General features: G+C 65.2%; 22 protein-coding genes. 12 read left to right on the plus strand and 10 right to left on the minus strand.

Annotated elements, in window-relative coordinates; genetic code table 11:
* Nucleotides 1–224: 224 nt before the first annotated feature.
* From PJE01S_RS18835 to PJE01S_RS18845, 3 genes are all read left to right on the plus strand, one after another.
* Entirely contained in the window at nucleotides 225–941 is a 717-nt protein-coding gene (locus PJE01S_RS18835; protein WP_068835191.1) for a response regulator, read from the plus strand.
* Nucleotides 942–949: 8 nt separating this feature from the next.
* Nucleotides 950–2,167 (plus strand): ATP-binding protein, encoded by a 1,218-nt coding sequence (locus PJE01S_RS18840; protein ID WP_174548565.1) that lies wholly within the window; start codon nucleotides 950–952, stop codon nucleotides 2,165–2,167.
* 279 nt (nucleotides 2,168–2,446) lie between these two features.
* Nucleotides 2,447–3,487 carry an NAD(P)H-dependent flavin oxidoreductase gene (locus tag PJE01S_RS18845; RefSeq protein ID WP_068835193.1) on the plus strand — a complete coding sequence of 347 codons (1,041 nt, stop codon included), beginning with the start codon at nucleotides 2,447–2,449 and terminating at the stop codon, nucleotides 3,485–3,487.
* A 24-nt stretch (nucleotides 3,488–3,511) separates the two neighbouring features.
* Here PJE01S_RS18845 and waaF read toward each other — a convergent pair whose 3' ends face one another.
* The 6 genes from waaF to radA form a co-directional block, all read right to left on the minus strand.
* Nucleotides 3,512–4,522: a lipopolysaccharide heptosyltransferase II gene (waaF, locus tag PJE01S_RS18850; protein WP_084389637.1), complete on the minus strand. Its 1,011-nt coding sequence runs from the start codon at nucleotides 4,520–4,522 to the stop codon at nucleotides 3,512–3,514.
* 87 nt (nucleotides 4,523–4,609) lie between these two features.
* Entirely contained in the window at nucleotides 4,610–4,819 is a 210-nt protein-coding gene (locus tag PJE01S_RS18855; protein WP_068835194.1) for a zinc-finger domain-containing protein, read from the minus strand.
* A 13-nt stretch (nucleotides 4,820–4,832) separates the two neighbouring features.
* Nucleotides 4,833–5,771 carry a branched-chain amino acid transaminase gene (locus PJE01S_RS18860; RefSeq protein ID WP_068835195.1) on the minus strand — a complete coding sequence of 313 codons (939 nt, stop codon included), beginning with the start codon at nucleotides 5,769–5,771 and terminating at the stop codon, nucleotides 4,833–4,835.
* Between the two features lie 104 nt (nucleotides 5,772–5,875).
* Nucleotides 5,876–6,310, minus strand: coding sequence for a glycerate kinase (locus tag PJE01S_RS18865; RefSeq protein WP_068835196.1), 435 nt, complete (start codon nucleotides 6,308–6,310; stop codon nucleotides 5,876–5,878).
* 150 nt (nucleotides 6,311–6,460) lie between these two features.
* Nucleotides 6,461–7,240 (minus strand): metallophosphoesterase family protein, encoded by a 780-nt coding sequence (locus tag PJE01S_RS18870; protein ID WP_068835197.1) that lies wholly within the window; start codon nucleotides 7,238–7,240, stop codon nucleotides 6,461–6,463.
* 28 nt (nucleotides 7,241–7,268) lie between these two features.
* The gene (gene radA, locus PJE01S_RS18875; RefSeq protein ID WP_068835198.1) at nucleotides 7,269–8,648 is read right to left on the minus strand and encodes a DNA repair protein RadA; all 1,380 of its coding nucleotides are present in this window, start codon (nucleotides 8,646–8,648) and stop codon (nucleotides 7,269–7,271) included.
* Nucleotides 8,649–8,745: 97 nt separating this feature from the next.
* Here radA and hpaI point away from each other — a divergent pair, with 97 nt between their 5' ends.
* The 4 genes from hpaI (at nucleotide 8,746) to PJE01S_RS18895 (ending at nucleotide 12,347) form a co-directional block, all read left to right on the plus strand.
* The gene (gene hpaI / locus PJE01S_RS18880) at nucleotides 8,746–9,564 is read left to right on the plus strand and encodes a 4-hydroxy-2-oxoheptanedioate aldolase (RefSeq protein WP_068835199.1); all 819 of its coding nucleotides are present in this window, start codon (nucleotides 8,746–8,748) and stop codon (nucleotides 9,562–9,564) included.
* A 25-nt stretch (nucleotides 9,565–9,589) separates the two neighbouring features.
* Entirely contained in the window at nucleotides 9,590–10,003 is a 414-nt protein-coding gene (locus PJE01S_RS18885; RefSeq protein ID WP_068835200.1) for a 5-carboxymethyl-2-hydroxymuconate Delta-isomerase, read from the plus strand.
* A 126-nt stretch (nucleotides 10,004–10,129) separates the two neighbouring features.
* Complete coding sequence (locus PJE01S_RS18890) at nucleotides 10,130–11,116, plus strand: Bug family tripartite tricarboxylate transporter substrate binding protein (RefSeq protein ID WP_068835201.1); 987 nt, start codon at nucleotides 10,130–10,132, stop codon at nucleotides 11,114–11,116.
* Nucleotides 11,117–11,372: 256 nt separating this feature from the next.
* A complete protein-coding gene (locus PJE01S_RS18895) occupies nucleotides 11,373–12,347 on the plus strand; it encodes a 2-dehydropantoate 2-reductase (protein WP_068835202.1) in 975 nt (324 codons plus the stop codon).
* Between the two features lie 7 nt (nucleotides 12,348–12,354).
* Here PJE01S_RS18895 and PJE01S_RS18900 read toward each other — a convergent pair whose 3' ends face one another.
* From PJE01S_RS18900 to PJE01S_RS18915, 4 genes are all read right to left on the minus strand, one after another.
* Entirely contained in the window at nucleotides 12,355–13,302 is a 948-nt protein-coding gene (locus PJE01S_RS18900; protein WP_068835203.1) for an amidohydrolase family protein, read from the minus strand.
* 9 nt (nucleotides 13,303–13,311) lie between these two features.
* On the minus strand, nucleotides 13,312–13,995 hold the full coding sequence (ligK, locus tag PJE01S_RS18905) for a 4-carboxy-4-hydroxy-2-oxoadipate aldolase/oxaloacetate decarboxylase (RefSeq protein WP_068835204.1): 684 nt from the start codon (nucleotides 13,993–13,995) through the stop codon (nucleotides 13,312–13,314).
* A 1-nt stretch (nucleotide 13,996) separates the two neighbouring features.
* A complete protein-coding gene (locus tag PJE01S_RS18910) occupies nucleotides 13,997–15,025 on the minus strand; it encodes an amidohydrolase family protein (RefSeq protein ID WP_068835237.1) in 1,029 nt (342 codons plus the stop codon).
* Between the two features lie 82 nt (nucleotides 15,026–15,107).
* Nucleotides 15,108–16,217 (minus strand): 4-oxalomesaconate tautomerase, encoded by a 1,110-nt coding sequence (locus PJE01S_RS18915; protein ID WP_068835205.1) that lies wholly within the window; start codon nucleotides 16,215–16,217, stop codon nucleotides 15,108–15,110.
* Nucleotides 16,218–16,317: 100 nt separating this feature from the next.
* On the opposite strand from PJE01S_RS18915, the gene PJE01S_RS18920 reads away from it, so the two are divergent.
* The 5 genes from PJE01S_RS18920 (at nucleotide 16,318) to PJE01S_RS18940 (ending at nucleotide 21,718) form a co-directional block, all read left to right on the plus strand.
* Nucleotides 16,318–17,238: a LysR family transcriptional regulator gene (locus tag PJE01S_RS18920; protein WP_068835206.1), complete on the plus strand. Its 921-nt coding sequence runs from the start codon at nucleotides 16,318–16,320 to the stop codon at nucleotides 17,236–17,238.
* A gap of 211 nt (nucleotides 17,239–17,449) precedes the next feature.
* On the plus strand, nucleotides 17,450–18,727 hold the full coding sequence (locus PJE01S_RS18925; RefSeq protein ID WP_068835207.1) for a gallate dioxygenase: 1,278 nt from the start codon (nucleotides 17,450–17,452) through the stop codon (nucleotides 18,725–18,727).
* Nucleotides 18,728–18,864: 137 nt separating this feature from the next.
* Nucleotides 18,865–20,004: an ABC transporter substrate-binding protein gene (locus PJE01S_RS18930; protein WP_068835208.1), complete on the plus strand. Its 1,140-nt coding sequence runs from the start codon at nucleotides 18,865–18,867 to the stop codon at nucleotides 20,002–20,004.
* Between the two features lie 34 nt (nucleotides 20,005–20,038).
* A complete protein-coding gene (locus tag PJE01S_RS18935) occupies nucleotides 20,039–20,878 on the plus strand; it encodes a shikimate dehydrogenase (RefSeq protein WP_068835209.1) in 840 nt (279 codons plus the stop codon).
* Nucleotides 20,879–21,718, plus strand: a complete 840-nt coding sequence (locus PJE01S_RS18940) for an amidohydrolase family protein (RefSeq protein ID WP_068835210.1) — start codon at nucleotides 20,879–20,881, stop codon at nucleotides 21,716–21,718. It abuts the gene before it with no gap.
* The last annotated feature ends 71 nt before the right edge of the window (nucleotides 21,719–21,789 follow it).

Genomic DNA, 21,789 nt, shown 5'->3' on the forward strand with positions numbered 1-21,789 from the left:
CGTGCTGGCGGCCCTCGTTTCAAGACTAAAATAGCCTCCAGCCCAATAACGGCGGGCACAAGAAGCTATTAATTAAATAGCATCTAGCGGCGCGGACGGCAGCGAAATCACTGCCGTTTACCGTATCTTTACGGAGGCTTCAAGCGGGATTGTTGCGCCGGGCGCACCATGAACGGCATTGTGATCCCCTCGGGGGACATTCCCCTGCAACCGAGGACCCGGCCATGACCCAACAGCTTTTGATGATTGAAGACGACGCCCGACTGGCCGCCATGGTGGGTGAATATCTGCGCCAGTCCGGTTACGGCTTTAGCCATGCCGCCGACGGCGCCAGCGGCCTGGCCGCGCTGGAAGCCAGCCCGCCCGATCTGGTGATCCTGGACCTGATGCTGCCCGACATGGACGGCCTGGAAGTGTGCCGCCGCATCAAGGGCCAGGGCAGCGATTCGGCCCGCACGGCGGTGCTGATGCTGACCGCCAAGGGCGACCCCATGGACCGCATCGTGGGCCTGGAAATTGGCGCCGACGATTACCTGCCCAAGCCTTTTGAGCCGCGCGAGCTGCTGGCCCGCATTCGCGCGGTATTGCGCCGCGGCGCCGAAGCCGGCGCGGCGGCGGCCGGCGGCAGCCACAAGGTGATGCGCTTTGGCTCGCTGGAAATCGACCGCGATGCGCGTACCGTCTCGGTGTCCGGGACCCTCTGCGAGCTGACCTCCTACCAGTTCGACCTGCTGGTGGCGCTGGCCGAGCGCGCCGGCCGCGTGCTCAGCCGCGACCAGATCATGGAAGCCGTGCGCGGCCGCGAACTGGAGGCCTTTGACCGTTCCATTGACGTGCACATGGGACGTATCCGCAGCGCCATCGAGGCCGATGCCAAGGACCCCAAACGCATTCTCACGGTCCGCGGCGTCGGTTACGTTTTTGCCAAGCAGCAAGACTGATGCAGACCATGTGGGCACGCTTTACCTCGCACCTTTATGTGCGCATCTGGCTCGCCGTGGTGGCGACGGTGGCGGTGCTGACGTTTCTGGTGGGCGCGGCCTGGCACCTCAACCGGGATCCCCCGCAACTGCCGATACGTGAGGTGCTGGTTCACAACAGCGCCGGCGAAGTCATTGGCACGGCACAAACCCGGCCGGACCGCAAACTGGGCGAGGACCTGGTATTCAGGGTCGTCACCAGGGACGGCCAGACCCTGAACCTCTTGCTGCCACGGCCCCAACGCCCGCCCGGCAACCCCTGGACGCGCCTGCCTTTCGGCTTTGGTTTTGGCTGGATGCTGGTCCTGGTCGGGCTCGCAGTGGCGCTGGGCGCCTACCCCGTCATGCGGCGCCTGACCTTGCGGCTGGAGGCACTGCAGCGCGGCGTGGAGCGCTGGGGTGCCGGCGACCTGTCGGCGCGCGTCAACGCGGATGGCAGCGACGAGGTGGCTTTTCTGGCCGGGCGCTTCAACCACGCGGCCGAGCGCATTGAGACCCTGATGGACTCCCACAAGTCGCTGCTGGCCAATGCCTCGCACGAATTGCGCTCGCCGCTGGCGCGCATCCGCATGGGGCTGGAGCTGATGGGGGTGGACCCGGCATCGCCCCAGCGCCTGGAAATCGCGCGCAGCATCAACGAGCTCGACCAGTTGATCGATGAAATCCTGCTGGCCAGCCGGCTCGATGCCAAGCAGGCCGACGCCGAACCCTTTGAGGTGCTGGACCTGACCGGGCTGGCGGCCGAGGAGTGCTCGCGCGTCAATGCCGAACTGCAGGCCGAACTGGAAACCGGCCTGGGGATTGCCAGCAACGGCCACAGCCTGACGGTGCAGGGCTCACCGCGGCTGTTGCGCCGCCTCATCCGCAACCTGCTGGAAAACGCCAGGCGCTACAGCAACGGCGACATCAGCCTGGAGCTGGCGCAAATGCGGCTGGGCCTGCGGCAGCTGGCCGTGATCAAGGTGCATGACCGCGGCCCGGGCGTGCCGGCCGGCCAGCGTGAGCGTATTTTCGAGCCGTTTTACCGCCTGCCCGGCGCCAGCGAGCGGGAGGGCGGCGTGGGCCTGGGGCTGGCGCTGGTCAAATCCATCGCCCAGCGCCACGCCGGCACGGTTCGCTGCGAAGCCCGCCCGGGTGGCGGCGCCTCCTTCATTGTCGAGCTGCCGCTGGCCGATCCAAGGGCCTGAGCCGAATACGGGAATCCGGTGGTGGCAAAAACTTTGCGCCGCCTCCCCTGTTTGGGGGATGGACACCCCTCGAGGATTGCCCCACAGTCGAGCAGTTGCTGTCACAACCAGGGGCGCCAGAGGGATACGAGAACAAAAAGGGAATTGAAAAGCCAGTGCGTCGGCAAGGGGTAAAGCACTTATTTGATCTCCCAGCGACGCCCTCTTCGCCAGGAGGACGTTCAAAAGGCCACCGCAAGGTGGCTTTTTTTTGGGCGGCATTGTCAGCATAATGGGCCCATGGCCGACACCCGCATCCCCGCATACCCCCGCCTGCAAACCCGTCTGACCCGCCAGTTTGGCCTGCAGACGCCGCTGGTGCTGGCGCCGATGGCGCTGGCTTCGGGCGGCGCGCTGGCCGCCGCCTGCGCCCAGGCCGGCACGCTGGGACTGGTCGGCGGCGGTTATGGCGACCTGGCCTGGACGCAGGCGCAATACAACCTCGCGCTGCAAGGCACCAGCACTGACGGTAGCCGCGCACGCCTCGGCTGCGGCTTCATCACCTGGAAACTCGACGAAGATGCCAGCGCGCTGGACTGGGTGCTGGCGCATCCGGCCACCGAGAAGCCGCACGCCATCATGCTGTCGTTTGGCGACCCGCGGCCCTATGCGGCCCGCATCGCCGCCGTCGGGGCGGCCCTGATTTGCCAGGTGCAGCGCATGGAACAGGTACCGCAGGCCATCGAAGCCGGCGCCCGGATCATCGTGGCGCAGGGCGGCGAAGCCGGCGGCCACGGCATGAACGCCCTCAACGGCCGCGCCACCATCACCTTTGTGCCCGAACTGGCCGACTGGCTGACCGTCCACGCCCCGGACGTGCTGCTGCTAGCCGCCGGCGGCATTGCCGACGGGCGCACGCTGGCCGCCGCGCTGGTGCTGGGCGCCGACGGCGCGCTGGTGGGCTCGCGGCTGTGGGCCACGCATGAAAGCCTGGCCGCCCAGGGCGCGAAAGACCAGGCGCTGGCCGCCAACGGGGATGGCACGGCACGCAGCAGCGTGTTCGACATCCTGCGGCGCAAGAACTGGCCCGAGCCCTACGACTTCCGCGCCATCCGCAACGACCTGCACCGCCGCTGGGAGGCGCGCCTGGACGCGCTGCTGGCAGACCCGGCCGCCGCCCGCGCCGACTACGACGAAGGCGTCAGGGCCGGAGATTTTTCCCGGGCCCATGCCACCGTGGGTGAAGCCGTCGGCCTGATTGGCAACCTGGCGCCGGCCGCCGAGGTGATCGCCCACATGAATGCCGATGCCGCCGAAATCTTGAGCAAAAACAGCTTCTAGCCCGCGCCGGATGGGCGCAAGCAGCTATAAGTTTTCCAGCACCCTGGCCACCGTGAGGTCATTCAGGCAGCGCGTGTGGCCGAGCGGGCATTCGCGCGCAAAGCAGGGCGCGCAATCCAGCGGCGGCTGGTAGGACGGGTCGGTTTTCAGCCAGAGCACCTTGGCGCGGTCGCTCAGGGGTGGCGTGTGCAGCGGGCTGGACGAGCCAAATATCGCCACCTGCGGCACCCCGAAGGCCGCCGCGACATGCATCAGGCCGGAGTCGTTGCTGACGGTGCTTTTGCTGGCCGCTATCAGGCACAGCGCCTGGAGCAGCGAAGTCTTGCCGGCAAAGTTGATGCACTTGCCGGCCTGCGCCGCATTCACCGGCGCCGCGATTTCATCGCACAGCGCCGCTTCCTTGCCGGAGCCGAGCAGCAGCACCGGCAGCCCCAGCTTCGCAGCCAGCTCTGAAAAATACCGTGCGGGCCAGCGCTTGGCCGGACCATACTCGGCGCCCGGCGCAAACACGTGGTAGCCGCCGCGCTGCAGGCCCAAGCCCTGCAGGGTGTGTTCGACATCCGCTGCGCTCATGTGCAGTTGCGGCCGGTCGGCGTCCAGGCCGTCCTCACCGCTCAGCGCGGAATAAAACGCCACCATGGGCGGCTTGTTGCTGGGGTTTTTGAGCCGGTGCGTGAGCAGCCCGACGCGCGCCTCACCGAGGTAGCCAATGCGGACCGGAATGCTGGCCAGAAACGGCAGCAAGGCGCTTTTCAGCGAATTGGGCAGCACATAGGCCTTGTCGAACTGGCCTGCTATGCGCTTGGCAATCGCGCGGCGCGCCTTGAACTGCAGGCCGCCGTGGGCAAAAGGAAAGTCGATCACTTCGGCGACCTGCGGCATGGCGCGGTACACCGGCGCCACCCAGGGCAAGGCGCCCACGGTGAGGCGCTCGCCGCGCGCGTGCAGGCGGCGCAGCAGGGGTTCCGTCATCACCGCGTCGCCTATCCATTGCGGCGCGATGATGAGGGAGTTTCCTGTTTCGCTGGTGCTCATCAGCGAACGCAGCGAAGGGCCGCCCAAGCCAAGTTCAGCCCCCTCAGGGGGAAGCGAAGGACACGCAGTGCCGAGCGTGGGGGCCTGCTAATGGCTTCCACCGAAATGTTCGCCGTCTTTCAGCTTGTACACCGTACCGCAGTAGGGGCACTTGGCTTCACCGGTGCGCGCCACATCCAGGTAAACCTTGGGGTGGCCGTTCCACAGCTTCATGTCGGCCTTGGGGTTGGGGCAGTAAACACCGCCCTGAGCATTGAGGTCGGAGGCCAGCAGCTCAACAATGAATGATTTGCTCATGTCCGGACGTCCTTCAGACCTTGCTCAGCCAGTGAGCGTACTTGGGGTTGCGGCCGTTGACGATGTCAAAGAACGCGGTCTGGATTTTTTCGGTGATCGGGCCGCGCGAACCGCTGCCGATCTCGATGCGGTCGAGCTCGCGGATGGGCGTGATTTCAGCAGCCGTGCCGGAGAAGAAGGCTTCGTCGGCGATGTAGACCTCGTCGCGGGTGATGCGCTTTTGCACCAGCTCCAGGCCCAGGTCCTGGCAGATGTGCAGGACGGTGTCACGCGTGATGCCCTTGAGCGCGCCGGCCGACAGGTCGGGGGTGTAGACCACGCCGTCCTTGACGATGAACACGTTCTCGCCCGAACCTTCGGACACAAAGCCGGAGGTATCGAGCAGCAGGGCTTCGTCGTAGCCGTCATCGGTGGCTTCGGTGTTGGCCAGTATGGAGTTGGTGTAGTTGCTCACCGCCTTGGCCTGCGTCATGGTGATGTTGACATGGTGGCGTGCGTAGCTGGAGGTCTTGACGCGGATGCCGCGCGTCATGCCCTCTTCGCCCAGGTAGGCGCCCCAGGCCCAGGCCGCGACCATCACATGGATGTCATTGCCCTTGGGCGAGACGCCCAGCTTCTTGTCGCCGATCCAGGTCAGCGGGCGCAGGTAGCAGCTTTCCAGCTTGTTGCCGCGCACCACGGCCTTTTGGGCTTCGTTGAGTTCTTCCTTGCTGAAGGGAACCTTCATGCGCAGGATTTTGGAGCTGTTGAGCAGGCGCTCGGTGTGGTCTTCAAGCCGGAAGATTGCCGTGCCGTTGACCGTGTTGTAGGCGCGCACGCCTTCAAACGCGCCGCAGCCGTAATGCAGGGTGTGGGTCAGCACGTGAATCTTGGCGTCGCGCCAGTCGACCATCTGGCCGTCCATCCAGATTTTGCCGTCGCGGTCTGCCATGGAGGGTACTACTGGGGACATGATGCTGATCCTGTGTGAATGAAGGTTGTCGTGGAATGAGGGTTGAAATCGGGGCGCTCCTGCCCCAGGAGCCGGGGGCGGCGTCAAAACCCGAATGGGCGATTTTACGGCGCGGGCGGCAAACCGTCTTGCGCGGCGGCGGAATCCGACGGCTGGGGCCTGAAAAGCACATGGTCCGTCAGTTTGCCCGCCACAAAGGTGCAGGTGACATGCGACTCGCTGCCGTCGGTCCAGCGAAACAGCTCGGGCTGCTGGTCTTTTTCGGACTGCAGCCGGCCCAGCGCCCGCGTCATGGCCACCACATGCAGCAGCGTCATGCCGGGCTTGAGCTTGGCATTGAGCATGACGGCGCTGTCGACATAGCCGACCGGCCGTTCGGCCGCGCGCTTGAGAACCTTCATCATGCGGGTGAAATGCAGCAGCATCCACATCACCACGCCGGTGACGGCCGCCGCCACGCCGGCCCAGCCGTAAGACCGGTAAGCCAGCACAGCGATCGCGATGCCGGCGGCGGGAACGAGAATTTTTTGGAAGTTCATGGCGCCATTTTCGCAGCTGCGCCGGGCGCCGCTGCTGTGGGGAGTGCGTAGCGGCCCGGAAACCGCCTGCCCGCCACTATTGCAAGGAATTCAGGCCATCAGCCCAGTGGACACGGGCGCAAACGGCTATTGTTTTTATAGCAAAATACATCAGGCCGGGCGCAGGGCAAAACCCGTCGCCAGCGCATGCGCCCAGTCGGGGAACTGGTTGCGGGCCGCGACCCGGGCCTGCGCCAGATGGTCGTAGGGCACGGCACGCAGCTCCACCCGCCAGCCCTGGCGGTTTTTTTCCAGCACCGCATAGCGCGCGTGCGGTGCGCCGTTTTCAACGACATGCGGGTAAGGATGGTCGTCGTCGAAGGCAGGCAAGCCGACGCTGCCGGGGTTGACGACCAGCACGCCGCCCGACTGCACCATGCGCGGCACATGCGTGTGGCCGCACAGCACCACCGGGTGCGAGGCGCTGCCCAGCCGGTCGGCAACCTCTTCAGCGGTGGCGGCACGCACGCCGGGGCTGCCACTCTGCCCGAAACCGGGCACCACGGTTTCCATCCAGTACTGCAGGTCGCTGCCGGGCGTGCCGTGGCACAGCCAGACGTCGGCATTCAGTTCAAGGACAGCGGGCAGCGCGCTGATCCACGCCGCATGGGCCTCGGACACCTGCGTGGCGGCGTAGCCGTCGGGGGTGGCCGCATCGATGTCGCCCTCGGGCTGGCCCAGCAGAGCCAGCAGCTGGCGCTCGTGGTTGCCCTTGATGGTGGGGAAATCCTGCGCCATCAGCAGGTCGGCCGTTTCAGCCGGCTGCATCGGGCCGCTCAGGATATCGCCCAGGTTGACCGTGGCGTCAACGCCCTGGCGCGCAATGTCGGCCAGCACCGCCTGCAGCGCCAGCAGGTTGCCGTGGATGTCCGAGATCACCGCCAGTTTCATAACGCTTGAGTCCTTGCCATCCTTCTTTTTACGCCAAACCGCGCACCACGTCCATGGCCTGCTCCACCCGCTCCACCGCATGGATGGTCAGGCCGTCTATGGGTTTCCTGGGCGCATTGGCCTTGGGCACCACGGCCACGCTAAAGCCCAGCTTGGCGGCCTCCCTCAGCCGCTCCTGGCCGCGCGGCGCGGGCCGCACCTCGCCGGCCAGGCCGACCTCGCCAAAGGCGATAAAGCCCTTGGGCAGCGGCTTGCCGCGCAGGCTGGAGGTGATCGCCAGCATCACGGACAGGTCGGCCGCCGGTTCGCTGATGCGCACGCCGCCCACGGCATTCACAAACACGTCCTGGTCCATGCAGGCCACGCCGGCATGGCGATGCAGCACGGCCAGCAGCATGGCCAGGCGATCCCGGTCCAGGCCCACCGACAGGCGGCGCGGACTCGGCCCGCCGTTGTCGACCAGCGCCTGGATCTCCACCAGCATGGGCCGCGTGCCCTCCAGCGTCACCAGCACGCAGCTGCCGGGCACCGGCTCGCTGTGCTGGCTCAAAAAGATGGCGCTCGGGTTGGTCACGCCCTTCAGGCCCTTCTCCGTCATGGCAAACACGCCAATCTCGTTGACCGCGCCAAAGCGGTTCTTGATGGCGCGTACCAGGCGAAAGCTCGAATGCGTGTCGCCTTCAAAGTACAGCACGGTGTCGACCATGTGCTCCAGCACGCGCGGGCCGGCCAGCGCGCCCTCCTTGGTGACATGGCCCACCAGCACGATGCAGACACCGCTGGACTTGGCGGCGCGCGTCAGGTGCGCCGCGCATTCGCGCACCTGCGCCACCGAACCGGGCGCCGAGCTGAGCTGGTCGGAATACACCGTCTGGATGGAGTCGATGACCGCAATACCCGGCTGGGTCGCCTCCAGCGTGGCGAGTATCTTCTCCAGCTGGATTTCGGCCAGCACCTTGACCTGCGAGCCGTCCAGCCCCAGCCGCCTTGAACGCAGCGCCACCTGCGCGCCGCTTTCCTCACCGGTGACATACAGCGTGCTCAGGCCGACGCGCTGCAGCGAATCCAGCGCCTGCAGCAGCAAGGTGGACTTGCCGATGCCGGGGTCGCCGCCTATCAGCACCACGCCGCCTTCGACAATGCCGCCGCCCAGCACGCGGTCCAGCTCTTCATGCCCGGTGGGCGTGCGCGACATGTCGGTGGCGTCTATGTCGGCCAGCGTGGTGACCTCCGAGGCCTTGGCCAGCGACTGGAACTGGCTGCTGTAGCGGTTCTTGGCCGGCGAGTTGTTCTCGGCGACCGACTCGATCAGCGTATTCCATGCATTGCAATGCGGGCATTTGCCCAGCCACTTGGGGCTGGTGCCGCCGCATTCGGTGCAGGTGTAGATTGTTTTTTCTTTGGCCATGCGGCTAGTGTATTGAGCGCGCAGCCACCAGGCCGGAGGAAAATGCCGGGAAGCTGTAGCATGCACCCAGGATCACCAACTCGCGACAGGATTCCCCATGAAACTTCCTCTCAACCCGTTCAAAAAGGCGCTGGCCGAGCGCCGCGCCCAGATCGGCCTGTGGCTTGGCCTGGCCGACCCCTACAGCGCCGAGCTCTGTGCCGGCGCCGGCTTCGACTGGCTGCTGATCGACGGCGAGCATTCGCCTAACGACCTGCGCAGCATCCTGGGCCAGCTGCAGGCCATTGCGCCCTATGCCTCGCACCCGATTGCGCGCGTGCCCATGGGCCACGGCCATGTCGGCGAGGCGCTGATCAAGCAGTACCTGGACCTCGGTGTGCAAACCCTGCTGGTGCCCATGGTGGACACGGCCGAGCAGGCCGCGACGCTGGTGCGCGCCATGCGCTACCCGCAAAACGACGGCAAGGGTGGCATTCGCGGCATGGGCGGCGCGCGGGCCTCGCGCTGGGGCCGCTACCCGGCCTACGCGCATGAGGCCAACGCCCAGGTCTGCCTGCTGGTGCAGGCCGAAACCCGGACCGCCCTGGACAACCTGGACGCCATCGCCGCGACCGAGGGCGTGGACGGGATTTTCATCGGCCCAGCCGACCTCTCGGCCTCCCTGGGCCATGTGGGCAACCCGGGCCATCCGGAAGTGCAGGCGGCCATCGCGGACGCGATTGCGCGCATCGTGAAGGCCGGCAAGGCCGCCGGCATCCTGACGCCCGACGAGGCCCTGGCGCAGCGCTACCTCGAACTCGGCGCCACCTTTGTGGCCGTGGGGCTGGACACCCAGCTGCTGGTCAAAGCCACCAGCGCGCTGGTGACCCGTTTCAAAAACGCCGTGCCGGCCACGCCGGCGAGCACGACCTACTGAAAACCCGCTTCTCATCCGGAGTCCCATGCCGCATCTGAACATTCAATACACCGCCAACCTGGACGCGCTCACCGACATGAGCGCCCTGTGCCGCGGCCTGGCCGCCACGCTGGTGGCGCTGCGCAATGACGACAACGACCCGCTGTTCCCGGTGGCCGGCACGCGTGTCATGGCCTGGCCCGCGCCGCACTTTGCGGTGGCCGACGGCCAGCCCGACCGGGCATTCATCTACCTGAACCTGCGCATCACGCCGGGGCGCAGCGATGCCCTGAAAAAACGCGCCGGCGACGCGGTGCTGGCCAGCGCCAGCGCGCACCTGGCGCCCGTCTTTGCCCGGCACGCCATTGGCCTGACCCTGCAGATTGACGAAGGCGCACCCGTGTATGAAGGCAAACGTAACAACCTGGCGGAGCATCTGGCAAAAGCAGCGACCGCCTGAAAGCTGGTGGCCCGCAGGCCTGCACAAAATGCCGGCTTGCTGGGACAATGAAAGGTGGATTTGCCCCCCGGCTCCGCCCCCAAATTTCTGCTTTATTGATATAACCGGGACAACAGGAAACACTTCATGACCATTTCACGCCGTCACCTTATCCAGACCAGCGGCGCCGCCGCGCTGCTGGCCAGCATCGGCCGCCAGGCCTGGGCCCAAGCCATTGAAAGTACCAAGGTCATTGCCGGCTTTGCGCCCGGCGGCACGGCCGATATCGTGTCGCGCCGTGTGGCCGACAAACTGCACCCCGGCTATGCCAAAAGCGCTGTGGTGGAAAACAAGACCGGCGCGGGCGGCCAGATCGCCGTGCAGTTCGTCAAGACGGCGGCGCCCGACGGTGCCACCGTGCTGCTGACGCCCATGTCCATGCTGGGCATTTACCCGCACACCTACAAAAAACTGCCCTACGACCCGGTGGCCGACCTCACACCCGTCTCGGCCGCCGCCGTGTTCGACTACGGCTTTGCGGTCGGCCCCATGGTGCCTGCCAGCGTGAAGACCGTGCCGGAGTTCCTGGCCTGGTGCAAGGCCAACCCGAGCCTGGCCAACTTCGGCTCGCCCGCCGCCGGCTCGTCGCCGCACTTCATCGGCGCGCTGCTGGGCCGCGCCGGCAACGTGGACCTGCGCCACGTTGCCTTCCGCGGCACGCAGCCCGCGGTGCTGGACATGGTTGGCGGACAGATCGCCGCCGTCTCCGGCCCGACCGGCGAGTTCACCCAGCAGGTGGCAGCCGGCAAATGCCGCCTGCTCTCCACCAGCGGCCCCAAGCGCAGCAAGTTCACGCCCAACACGCCCACGCTGCGGGAGCAGGGCTTCAAAGACATGGCGTTTACCGAATGGTTTGGCTTCTTCCTGCCCGCCAAGGCGCCGCAGGATGTGGTGCAGCGCCTCAATGCCGCTATCCGCACGGCGCTGGCGTCGCAGGACGTAATCGACGGCCTGGCGATGTCCTTCCTGGAAGTCATGCCCACGTCGCCCGCCCAGCTGGCCGCCATGCTCAAGGCCGACACCGAACTCTGGGGCCCGCTGGTAAAAGCCGTGGGCTTCACGCCGGAAGGCTAGGAATATGGCCCCCACGCTCGCCACTGCGTGTGCTTCGCTGCCCCCCGAGGGGGCTGAACTTGCTTGGGGCGGCCCTGCGCTGCGTTCGATGGCCCCCACGCTTGTCGCTTCGCGTACTGCGCTGCCCCCCGAGGGGGGTGAACTTGCTTGGGGTGGCCCGGCGGAAAGTTGTTTTTGCTATCAAATAAAGAGCTAATGGCGCTCGTATCTATTGGGCAGGTGGTTAATTTCTCTTAAAGATTTGGCGGGTAACAGCATGAAAGTTTGCATTTACGGCGCAGGCGCCATAGGCGGGTGGATAGGCAGCGGGCTGGCCCATGCGGGCTGCAGCGTCAGCGTGGTGGCCCGTGGCGCCACGCTGGAGGCCTTGCAGATGCACGGCCTGCGCCTGAACCAGGGAGGCCGCGTGACCTCACAGGCGGTCGCCTCCAGCGCGGCGCCGGCCGACCTGGGCGTGCAGGACCTGGTGGTGCTGACCGTCAAGGCGCCCGCGCTGCCGGAAGTCGTTCGCCACATCGGCCCGCTGCTGGGCCCGGACACCATAGTCCTGACCGCCATGAACGGCGTGCCCTGGTGGTTTTTGCAGGGCTTTGGCGGCCCGCTCGCCGGCACGCGCCTGGCCGCGGTGGACCCGGACGGGGCGTTGGCCGAGGCCATTCCCGCGCGGCACATCATGGGCTGCGTCGTGCATGCCAACTGCTCGCTCGATGAACCCGGGCTGGTGCATCACCACTTCGGCAACAAGCTGATTCTGGGCGAGCCCTCCGGCGAGAAAACCGCCCGGGTTCGGCAACTGGCCGCCCTGCTGGAAAAGGCCGGCTTTGAAGCCCCCATATCGGAACAGATCCAGAAAGACATCTGGTACAAGCTCTGGGGCAACATGACCGTGAATCCCATCAGCGCCCTGACCGGCGCCACCACCGACCTCATCCTGAGCGACGATCTGGTGCGCAGCTTTATTTCGAGCATCATGCTGGAAGCCAAGGAAATAGGCGCGCGCATTGGCATCCCCCTCGACCAGCAACCCGAAGACCGCCACGCCGTCACCCTCAAGCTGGGCGCCTTCAAGACCTCCATGCTGCAGGATGTGGAAGCCGGCAAGGCCATGGAGCTGGACGCGCTGGTGGCCGCCGTGCGCGAGCTGGGCCAGCTCACCAACGTGGCAACGCCGTACACCGATGCGCTTCTGGGGCTGGCGCGCTTGCAGGCGCGGGTCAGAGGACTGTATTAGGGCCTGTTCATACTATTTTTACAAGATGCGTTGCGGGCCAGTAGAGGCGCATCGGGTTATTGACCAGCAACTTCCTCTGCAACCCGGGAGTGGTGGCAATGCGGGGGATGAAATCCACCAGCAGGCCGTCGTCGGGCATGTGGTCCTTGAGGTTGGGATGCGGCCAGTCGGTGCCCCAGAGTACGCGATCGGGGAAGGTCTCTACGATGCGGCGGGCAAACGGAACCACGTCCTGGTAGGCGTTGCGCTCGCCGTCCAGCGCCTTGGAGCCGGTGACGGACAGGCGCTCGGGGCAGCTCACCTTGCTCCACACATTTTTGTGTTCATGCATGAACGTCACGAACAACTCGAACTCGGGGCCGTCCACCGGCTTGCTCACATCGGGACGGCCCATGTGGTCCACCACCACCGTGGTCGGCAGCGCGGTGAAGAAGTCCCAGAGCTCGGGCAGGTCCGCGGCCTCGAAGTAGATCACCACATGCCAGCCCAGCGGCGCAATGCGCGCGGCGATCTCCATCAGCTCGTCCCTGGGCGTGAAGTCCACCAAGCGCTTGACGAAGTTGAAGCGCACGCCGCGCACACCGGCGGCGTGCATGTCCTGCAGCTCGGCATCGGTCACGCTGGGGCGCACCGTGGCCACGCCGCGCGCCTTGCCGTTGGCGTGGCGCAGCGCATCCACCAGCGCGCGGTTGTCGGCGCCGTGGCAGGTGGCCTGCACGATCACGTTCTTGTCGAAGCCCAGGTGGTCGCGCAGGGCGAACAGCTGGGCCTTGCTGGCGTCGCACGGCGTGTACTTGCGCTCGGGCGCGAACGGAAACTGGTCGCCGGGGCCGAACACATGGCAGTGCGCGTCGACGGCGCCGGGCGGCAGCTTGAAGCGGGGCTTGCTCGGCTTGGCGTACCAGTCGAGCCAGCCGGGCGTCTTGGTGAAATCACCGGCCGTCGGTTCGGACACGAGGCGCCTTCAGTCGATGTACTTGAGGCCGGCCTTCTCGAGCGGCTCGCGCATCTTGTACATGTCCAGGCCCAGCACGCCCGAGGCAAGCTTGGCGCGCTTCTCGCCTTCGTTGGCCTCGCGAGCCTCGGCGGCGTCGGCTGTCTTGCGCGCCCAGTCGGCAGGCACAACGACCACGCCGTCATCGTCGGCCACGATCACGTCGCCGGGGTTGACCAGTGCGCCCGCGCAAACCACGGGGATGTTGACGGAGCCGAGCGTTGCCTTGATCGTGCCCTTGGCGCTGATGGCCTTGCTCCACACCGGGAAACCCATTTGGGTGAGCGTCTTCACATCGCGCACGCCGGCGTCGATGATCAGCGCCTTGGCGCCGCGCGCCGTGAACGATGTGGCCAGCAGGTCGCCGAAATAGCCGTCGGTGCATTCGGCCGTGACGGCCGCCACCACGATGTCGCCGGGCCGGATCTGCTCAGCCGCGACATGCATCATCCAGTTGTCGCCGGGCTGCAGCAGCACCGTGACGGCCGTGCCGGAGATCTGCGCGCCGGGCCAGACCGGCCGCATGTAGGGCTTCATGAGCCCGACGCGGCCCATGGCCTCGTGCACGGTGGCCGAGCCGTATTGGCCGAGGCCGTCGGCCGCGGCCCGGTCGGCCCGCTTGATGTTGCGGTACACAACGCCCAGTTCAAACATGTCAGAGTCCTTTCGAGGAAAGCAGCTTGTCCAGCCGCGGGAACACTCGGCGCGAGTTGGCTTCGTAGATCTGGTGACGGTCGTCGGCGCTGAGGATCTTGCTGGCCTCGATGTAGCGCTTGGTGTCGTCGTAATAGTGGCCGGTTTCAGGATCGATGCCGCGCACGGCGCCGATCATTTCGGACGCAAACAGCACGTTCCTGACCGGGATCACGGTGTTGAGCAGGTCGATGCCGGGCTGGTGGTAGACACAGGTGTCGAAAAAGATATTGTTGAGCAGGTGCTCGGTCAGCAGCGGCTTCTTGAGCTCCTGCGCCAGGCCGCGAAAACGCCCCCAGTGGTAGGGCACGGCGCCGCCGCCATGCGGGATCAGGAAGCGCAGCGTCGGGAAGTCCTTGAACAGGTCGGACGTCAGGCACTGCATGAAGGCCGTGGTGTCGGCGTTCAGGTAGTGCGCACCCGTGGTGTGGAAGCAGGCGTTGCAGCTGGTGCTGACGTGGATCATCGCGGGGATGTCATGCTCCACCATTTTTTCGTAGATCGGGTACCAGTACCTGTCGGAAAGCGGCGGACTGTTCCAGTGGCCGCCCGAGGGGTCGGGATTCAGGTTGATGCCGACGTTGCCGTATTCCCGGACGCACTTTTCCAGCTCGGGGATGCAGGTCTTGGGATCGACGCCGGGTGACTGCGGCAGCATGGCCACCGGCACGAAGTGCTCGGGGAACAGCTGACTGACGCGAAAGCACAGCTCGTTGCAGATCGCGGCCCAGGTGGACGAGACGTTGAAGTCGCCGATGTGGTGGGCCATGAAGCTCGCGCGCGGCGAGAACAGCGTGATGTCGCTGCCGCGCTCCTTCATCAGGCGCAGCTGGTTGCTTTCGATGCTCTCGCGCAGCTCGTCGTCGCTGATTTTCAGGTCAGACGCCCTGGGCATCATGGACGGGTCCTTGATGCCGGCAATCTGCTGGTTGCGCCACGCTTCCAGGGCCTTGGGCGCCGTGGTGTAGTGGCCATGGCAGTCGATGATCAAGCTCATTGGGCCTCCCGACGAGCCGCCTCAAGGCGGGCACGCGCCCCCTCGGGAGGCAGTGAACGAATGTAAACATAGGGGGTCATTGCTTGTCTCCTCGAGTCCATACAAATTTCGGCACCATCACCTCGCCGCGCATGATCAGCCGTGCCGTGCGCAGCAGGGCCGCGCGGGTGACGTTTTGCGAATTGGCCGGATCCAGGCCCAGCTCCACGCTGAACTCACCGGTCGGGTGTTCCACTGAAATGGTTTTAGGGTTGCCTTCGGGCATGACAGCCGCGCCATCGCAGACCGAGCCCTTGAGCACGCAGGCGGTGCCCACGGTCACGGCGGCCAGCACGCCGATGGCGTCGTGGCAGACATGCGGGATGAAACTGCGGGTGCTGATCGCACCCCCATTTTTCGGCGCTGCGATCAAGGTCATCTTGGGGTAGTTCTTGCTGGTCACGTCGCCCAACTGCATGGCGTGACCCGCCGCAATGCGCAAACGCTCGATGCGCGCCTTGAGCCCGGTGTCGGCATTGAGCTCGGCCGCGGTCTCGTAGCCAGTGCGGCCCACGTCGCTGGCCTTGAACATCACCAGCGGCATGCCGTTGTCGATGCAGGTGACTTCAACGCCGTCGATCACCTCCTTGACTCTGCCGGTGGGCAGCAGGCCCGGTGCCACCGAACCGGCCGTGTCGAGAAAATTGATGGTGATGGGCGCCGAGGTGCCGGGTGCGCCGTCGATGCGGGTATCGCCCGCGTATTCCACATGGCGCAGTCCGTCGGGGCCCTGCGGCGTCAGCACCGTGATGTTGCATTGCATGCCGGTGTTGCGGGTCAGCACGCGGAAGGTGCTCGCATCCCCCTGCGCCCGCACCATGCCGGTCTCCAGCGCAAACGGCACCACGGCCGCCAGCATGTTGCCGCAGTTGGGCGTGGTGTCCACCGTGTCCTTGTCGGGCTGCAGCTGGGCAAACAGGAAGTCGAGGTCCACGTCTGGCGTGGTGCTGTGTCGTACGATGCCGACCTTGCTGGTGAGCGGATGCGCGCCGCCCAGGCCGTCGATCTGCCGCCTGTCGGGCGAGCCCATGACGGACAACAGCACCCTGTCGCGGGCAGGGATGTCGGCCGGCAGATCGGCCTCGTTGAAAAACGGCCCCTTGGAGGTGCCGCCCCGCATGAACAGGCATGTGATGGCAGTTTGCATGAGGGAAATTCTAGAAACTTACCCTCGTTTCAGGTGCATTCCCGGCCACTAGCTGTTATATATAACCGTTATATCTTGGGCGCTGATAGCGAAATCGCATATGGACCTCAAACAAATCGAATCCTTCGTCCGCGTCGCGGAAATGGGCAGTTTCACGCGAGCGGCGATGGCGCTCGGCATGCCGCAGCCCCTGTTGAGCCGGCATGTGCGCCAGCTCGAAGTGGAATTGCGTCAAACCTTTCTGTTGCGCAACGGCCGGGGCGTGACCTTGACCGAAGCCGGCCTCGTGTTGCTGGAGCATGGCCGCGGCATTCTTCATCAGGTCGCCCTGGCCAGGGAAGAGTTGGGCTCGGTGCGGGGAGCACTGGCCGGACGGGTCTCGATCGGCCTGCCGCCCAGCCTGAGCAAATTGATCACCGTGCCGCTGACCCGCGAATTCAGGCGCAGCCTGCCCGATGCGCACCTGACGCTGACGGAGGGTTTTTCGGTGGTGATGCACGAAGGCCTGCGCTCCGGCCGGCTCGACATGGCCTTGCTGTACAACACACCGCATTCGCCGGACATTGAAATGCGCGTGCTGCACCGGGAGGCCCTCGTCCTGATTTCCTCCGAGGCCAGTGTGCGACTCAACAAGGTGCCCGCCCTGAAGTCACGCATGCCACTGGCCGCCCTGGCCGAGTTGCCCCTGATTGTCCCGAGCCGCCCGAATATCTTCCGGATTCTGATTGAAACCGAGCTGATGCGCATCAACTGCCGGCCCCGGATTGCGCTGGAGGTGGATGGGCTCAACGCCATTCTTGACCTGGTGCGCGAGGGTCTGGGGTTTGCCGTGCTGCCGCCCTATGCCCTGAGCAATTTTCCGAAACCGCATACCCTCACGACGCACAAGCTGTACAACCCCCAGCTCATGAGCGAGCTGATGCTGGTCACCTCGGCACGTCGGCCCAGCACCGAAACCCACAAGGAGGTGCAAGGCCTGGTCGCCGCCGTGGTCAAAAAAGCCATTCAGGAATACCTGTAGACGGTGCCTCCGGCATACCCCTGGTTTGTTATAGCTGCTATGCCTTGGCGAGCGCGCGGCGCCCCCCTAAGATCGCCCTAACGCTGGCTGACCGCGGCGCGCCCAGGCCTGGCTCACAGGCCTTGATGGCCGCCGTGACGGCGCTGCTCCCGCGCACCGGGGTCACCAGGAAACAAGGGAACACCAAGGGCCGAACCGGAGCACCCCTAGCATGGCAACAATCATTGGCGCGGTCGCCGCGTCACACACACCCACCATCGGCTTTGCGCTGGACAGCGGCAAGCAGGCCGATCCGGTGTGGGCTCCCATTTTCGAAGCCTTTGAGACGCCGCGCCGCTGGCTGGCGGAGCAAAAGCCTGATGCGCTGGTGGTGATTTACAACGACCACATCAGTTCATTTTTCCTGGATCACTACTCGGCATTTTCGTTGGGGATCGGCGAGGAATACCGGGCAGCCGACGAGGGCGGCGGTCCGCGTGAGCTGCCCCCCATCGCCGGACATCCGGAGTTGGCCGCGCACATCGGCCAGTCGGTCATGGCTGACGCGTTTGACCTGTCATTTTTCCAGGATCGGGCGCTGGACCATGGCTGTTTTTCGCCGCTGTCACTGTTGCTCCCGCATGACAAGAAGTGGCCCGTGCCCATCATCCCGCTGCAGGTGGGCGTGTTGCAGTTTCCAAGCCCCAGCGCAAGGCGCTGCTTCGATCTTGGAAAGGCGCTGCGGCGTGCCATTGAAAGCTACCCTGAGCCGCTGCGCGTGGCGATCGTGGCCACCGGAGGCCTCTCGCACCAGGTGCACGGCGAGCGCGCCGGGTTCAACAACATCGACTGGGACCAGACTTTTCTGGCGCTCATCGAGCACGACCCCGAGCGCCTGGCCGACCTGACCCAGGCCGAGCTCGCCGAACTGGGCGGACTGGAGGGCGCCGAGGTCATCATGTGGCTGGTCATGCGGGGCGCCCTGTCGGCCTCGGTCAACAAAACCCACCAAGCCTACTATCTGCCCTCGATGACGGGCATTGCCACGGCCATTTACGAGAACCGCAGCCACCCTCCGGTGGCCGGTGAGCTTGAGCGGCACCGCCAGCAGGCGCAATTGCAATTGCAGGGTGCCGAGCGATTGAGCGGCACCTACCCCTACACGCTGGCGCGCAGCGTGAAGGCCCTGCGTATCAACCGCTTTTTACACGGCATGACGCTGCCATCCCACAGGGCCGCCTTCCTGCTCGACGAAGAAGCCGCCTACGACACGGCCCGCCTGAATGATGAGGAGCGCGATCTGCTGCGCCAGCGCGATTGGCGCGGCCTTATCCACTACGGGGTGATTTTCTTTGTACTGGAGAAATGGGGTGCGGTGCTGGGGGTCAGCAACCTCCACATCTATGCCGCCATGCGCGGCCAGCCGCTGGCCGAGTTCCAGCAAACGCGCAATGCCCCTGGAGCGCTCTACTCCGTTGCCGGGCAGGTCCCTGCCCGCTTCAAAGGATAAGGAACTGTGCGCTATTGCCAGCGACCGCTTGATAGCCCACTTCATGGGCTGCGCTCAGGTCGCCGGAAAAGACGAGAGAAAGTGGCCCTTGTGCACCCCGTATCGCTTTTGCATTTCAACCACAACCAGGAGACATCATGCAAACTTCCTTCAAGACCCTGATTGGCACGCTGGCCCTGTCCGCCGCGGCCCTGGCGACGGCCCAGACCGTTCCGGTTTTTGGACTGGTCGAGCTCAGCGGAACCGGCGCCACCTCTGGCAGCAACTTTGACAATGGCATCAAGCTGGCGGTCAAGGAAATCAATGCGGCAGGCGGCATTCTCGGACGCAAGGTCAGTTATGTGTCGATGGATACCCAATCCAACCCCGGAGTCGCGAAAGCACTGGCCCAAAAAGCCGTGGACCAAGGCGCTTATGTGGTGATGGGGCCTGTGTTTTCCGGGTCCATCATGGTCAGCATGGCCGAGACGCGGCGCGCCGAGATTCCCAATTTCACGGGTGGCGAGGCGGCATCCATCACCCAACAGGGCAATCCCTACATCTTCCGCACCTCGTTCACGCAGTCCACCGCCATGCCCAAGGTGGCCGCCTACATTCACGACACGGTCAAGGCCAGGACGGTGGACGTGATTTATGTGAACAACGACTTCGGCAAGGGCGGCCTGGATCTCATCAAGAAAGAGCTGGAGGCACGCGGCATCAAGGTGCCCAACAGCATTTCCACCGATCCGGGCCAGCTGGACTTCAGTGCCCCGGTGCTCAAGGCCAGGCAGTCGGGCAGCGACGCCGTGTTTGTGTACAGCAATGAGGAGGAGTCGGCCCGCGCCCTGCGTGAACTGCGCAAGCAGGGCTACACCAAGCCCATGATCGGCGAAACCGTCCTGACCAGCCAGAAAGTGATCGAGCTGGCCGGCGATGCCGCCAACGGGGCCGTGGCCCACGTCGGCCTGACGGCCGACGCACCACAGCCGCTGATCAAGAAATTCAGCGACGCCTTTTTTGCCGAATACAAGATCAAGTCCGACCACAATGGTCTCAAGGGCTACAGCGGCATGTACCTTGTCAAGGCTGTCACGGAAAAGATTGGCAAGTTCGACCCCAAGGCTTTTGCCGCCGCCATGAAGGGGGTGACGCTGTCCGTCAAGGACCACCCCGGCATTTTGATGGACGTGAGCTTCGACCAGAATGGCGACCTCGACCGTGAAAGCTACATGACCAGAGTGGAAAACGGCAAACAGGTCGTCAGCGCCATCTTGCCCCCCGTTGGCCGCAAATAATCCCGCCAACAGCATCAACCAAGGAAGTTAAAAAATGAGTGACCCAAAATTCGGACTGGCGGGCATCATGGGCTGGCCCGTGGCGCATTCGCGCTCACCCACACTGCACAACTACTGGATCAAAAAGTACGGCTTGCTGGGCGCCTATGTGCAGTTGCCCGTCGCACCGGGCCAACTGGAGGTGGCCCTGCCCGGCCTTGCGGCGCTGGGCTTCAGGGGATGCAACATCACCATCCCGCACAAGGTGGATGCGCTGAAGCTGGTGCACGAGCTGGACCCGGTGGCACGTCGCATGGGCGCCATCAACACCATCGTCGTGCAGCCAGATGGCTCGCTCAAGGGATTTAACAACGATGGCTTTGGCTACATCCAGAGCCTGCTCGATGCCAAGCCCGACTGGCGCGCGGACGCGGGACCTGTCACGGTGCTGGGCGCCGGCGGCGCGGCGCGCGCTGTCGTGCTGAGCCTGGCCGAGCGGGGGGCCAAAGCGATTCGTCTGCTCAACCGCACCCTGGACAAGGCGCAGGCGCTGGCGGACGAGTTTGGCGGCCCCGTCCGGGCGTTGCCGTGGGAGGACCGGCACGACGCGCTTGAAGGAGCAGCCCTGCTGGTCAACACCACCAACCAGGGCATGCACGGCAACCCGGCACTGGACCTGGACCTGCGCAAACTGCCCGTGCAGGCGCTGGTGTCCGATGTGATTTATGTGCCCCAGGAAACCCCGCTGCTGGCGGCGGCACGCCTGCGTGGCAACCCGACCGTCAATGGTCTGGGCATGCTGCTCAACCAGGCCCGCCCGGCCTTCCACGCCTGGTTTGGCGTGATGCCCGAAATCACCCCCGAACTGCGACGCGCCATCGTGGCCACGCTTTAAATGCCGACGGATTTCTCGATTTATGCGCAGCCCAAGGTGGATTGCCACTGCCATGTGCTGGACCCGGCGCAATTTGCCTACGCGCCCGACGTCGGCTGGCGGCCAGCCGGACAGGAAACCGGCTCGGCCGCCTACTTTGGTCACGTGCTGGAGGCTTATGGCGTTCAGCATGCCTTGCTGGTAGGACCCAATTCGGGCTACGGCACCGACAATCGCTGCCTGCTCGACGCGATTGCGCGCGGCCAGGGGCGGTTCAAGGGCATTGCAGTCGTGCCCAACGACGCGCCAGCGTCACAGCTGCAGGACCTCAAGGCCCAGGGTATCGTGGGCATCGCCTTTAATTTTGCGCTGCACGGCCTGGACTATTACGCCAACATCGCACCGCTGCTGGACCGCCTGGCGGCGCTGGACATGTTTGTGCAAGTGCAAGTGGTCCAGGCCCAGCTCAAAGCCCTCGCCCCCCTGCTGGGCGACTGCGGCGCCCGGGTACTGGTGGACCATTGCGGCCGGCCCACCGTCGCGGAAGGCGTTACGGGCGAAGGCTTTGCAGCCTTGCTGGGTCTGGCCGACAAGGGCAACACCGCGGTCAAGCTGTCGGGCTTTGCCAAGTACTCCATGCAGGATTACCCGTTTTCCGACACCCCGGCCTACACCCGCGCCTTGCTGGACGCCTTTGGCGCGGCGCACTGCCTGTGGGCTTCGGACTGGCCGTTCCTGCGTGCGCCCAGGCGCCTGGACTACGGCGCGCTGCTGCAGCTGTTTGCCCAGACCGTTCCCGATGCCTCGATGCGACACGACATTCTTTGGCGCACGCCCCTGCGACTGTTCGGGTTCGGCTAGGGCCTGTTCACACTAAAACGGGAGATGCATTGGTTCCTCATGCGGATGGATGCACGAAGGGCGGCTTGCAC

The sequence above is a fragment of the Polaromonas jejuensis NBRC 106434 genome, from assembly GCF_001598235.1.
GTDB lineage: Bacteria > Pseudomonadota > Gammaproteobacteria > Burkholderiales > Burkholderiaceae_C > Polaromonas > Polaromonas jejuensis.

Bases quoted from the DNA above. Each gene is read 5' to 3' on its own strand.
- PJE01S_RS18835 (WP_068835191.1), top strand. From the start codon at position 225: ATGACCCAACAGCTTTTGATGATTGAAGACGACGCCCGACTGGCCGCC.
- PJE01S_RS18840 (WP_174548565.1), top strand. From the start codon at position 950: ATGTGGGCACGCTTTACCTCGCACCTTTATGTGCGCATCTGGCTCGCC.
- PJE01S_RS18845 (WP_068835193.1), top strand. From the start codon at position 2,447: ATGGCCGACACCCGCATCCCCGCATACCCCCGCCTGCAAACCCGTCTG.
- waaF (WP_084389637.1), bottom strand. From the start codon at position 4,522: ATGAGCACCAGCGAAACAGGAAACTCCCTCATCATCGCGCCGCAATGG.
- PJE01S_RS18855 (WP_068835194.1), bottom strand. From the start codon at position 4,819: ATGAGCAAATCATTCATTGTTGAGCTGCTGGCCTCCGACCTCAATGCT.
- PJE01S_RS18860 (WP_068835195.1), bottom strand. From the start codon at position 5,771: ATGTCCCCAGTAGTACCCTCCATGGCAGACCGCGACGGCAAAATCTGG.
- PJE01S_RS18865 (WP_068835196.1), bottom strand. From the start codon at position 6,310: ATGAACTTCCAAAAAATTCTCGTTCCCGCCGCCGGCATCGCGATCGCT.
- PJE01S_RS18870 (WP_068835197.1), bottom strand. From the start codon at position 7,240: ATGAAACTGGCGGTGATCTCGGACATCCACGGCAACCTGCTGGCGCTG.
- radA (WP_068835198.1), bottom strand. From the start codon at position 8,648: ATGGCCAAAGAAAAAACAATCTACACCTGCACCGAATGCGGCGGCACC.
- hpaI (WP_068835199.1), top strand. From the start codon at position 8,746: ATGAAACTTCCTCTCAACCCGTTCAAAAAGGCGCTGGCCGAGCGCCGC.
- PJE01S_RS18885 (WP_068835200.1), top strand. From the start codon at position 9,590: ATGCCGCATCTGAACATTCAATACACCGCCAACCTGGACGCGCTCACC.
- PJE01S_RS18890 (WP_068835201.1), top strand. From the start codon at position 10,130: ATGACCATTTCACGCCGTCACCTTATCCAGACCAGCGGCGCCGCCGCG.
- PJE01S_RS18895 (WP_068835202.1), top strand. From the start codon at position 11,373: ATGAAAGTTTGCATTTACGGCGCAGGCGCCATAGGCGGGTGGATAGGC.
- ligK (WP_068835204.1), bottom strand. From the start codon at position 13,995: ATGTTTGAACTGGGCGTTGTGTACCGCAACATCAAGCGGGCCGACCGG.
- PJE01S_RS18915 (WP_068835205.1), bottom strand. From the start codon at position 16,217: ATGCAAACTGCCATCACATGCCTGTTCATGCGGGGCGGCACCTCCAAG.
- PJE01S_RS18920 (WP_068835206.1), top strand. From the start codon at position 16,318: ATGGACCTCAAACAAATCGAATCCTTCGTCCGCGTCGCGGAAATGGGC.
- PJE01S_RS18925 (WP_068835207.1), top strand. From the start codon at position 17,450: ATGGCAACAATCATTGGCGCGGTCGCCGCGTCACACACACCCACCATC.
- PJE01S_RS18930 (WP_068835208.1), top strand. From the start codon at position 18,865: ATGCAAACTTCCTTCAAGACCCTGATTGGCACGCTGGCCCTGTCCGCC.
- PJE01S_RS18935 (WP_068835209.1), top strand. From the start codon at position 20,039: ATGAGTGACCCAAAATTCGGACTGGCGGGCATCATGGGCTGGCCCGTG.
- PJE01S_RS18940 (WP_068835210.1), top strand. From the start codon at position 20,879: ATGCCGACGGATTTCTCGATTTATGCGCAGCCCAAGGTGGATTGCCAC.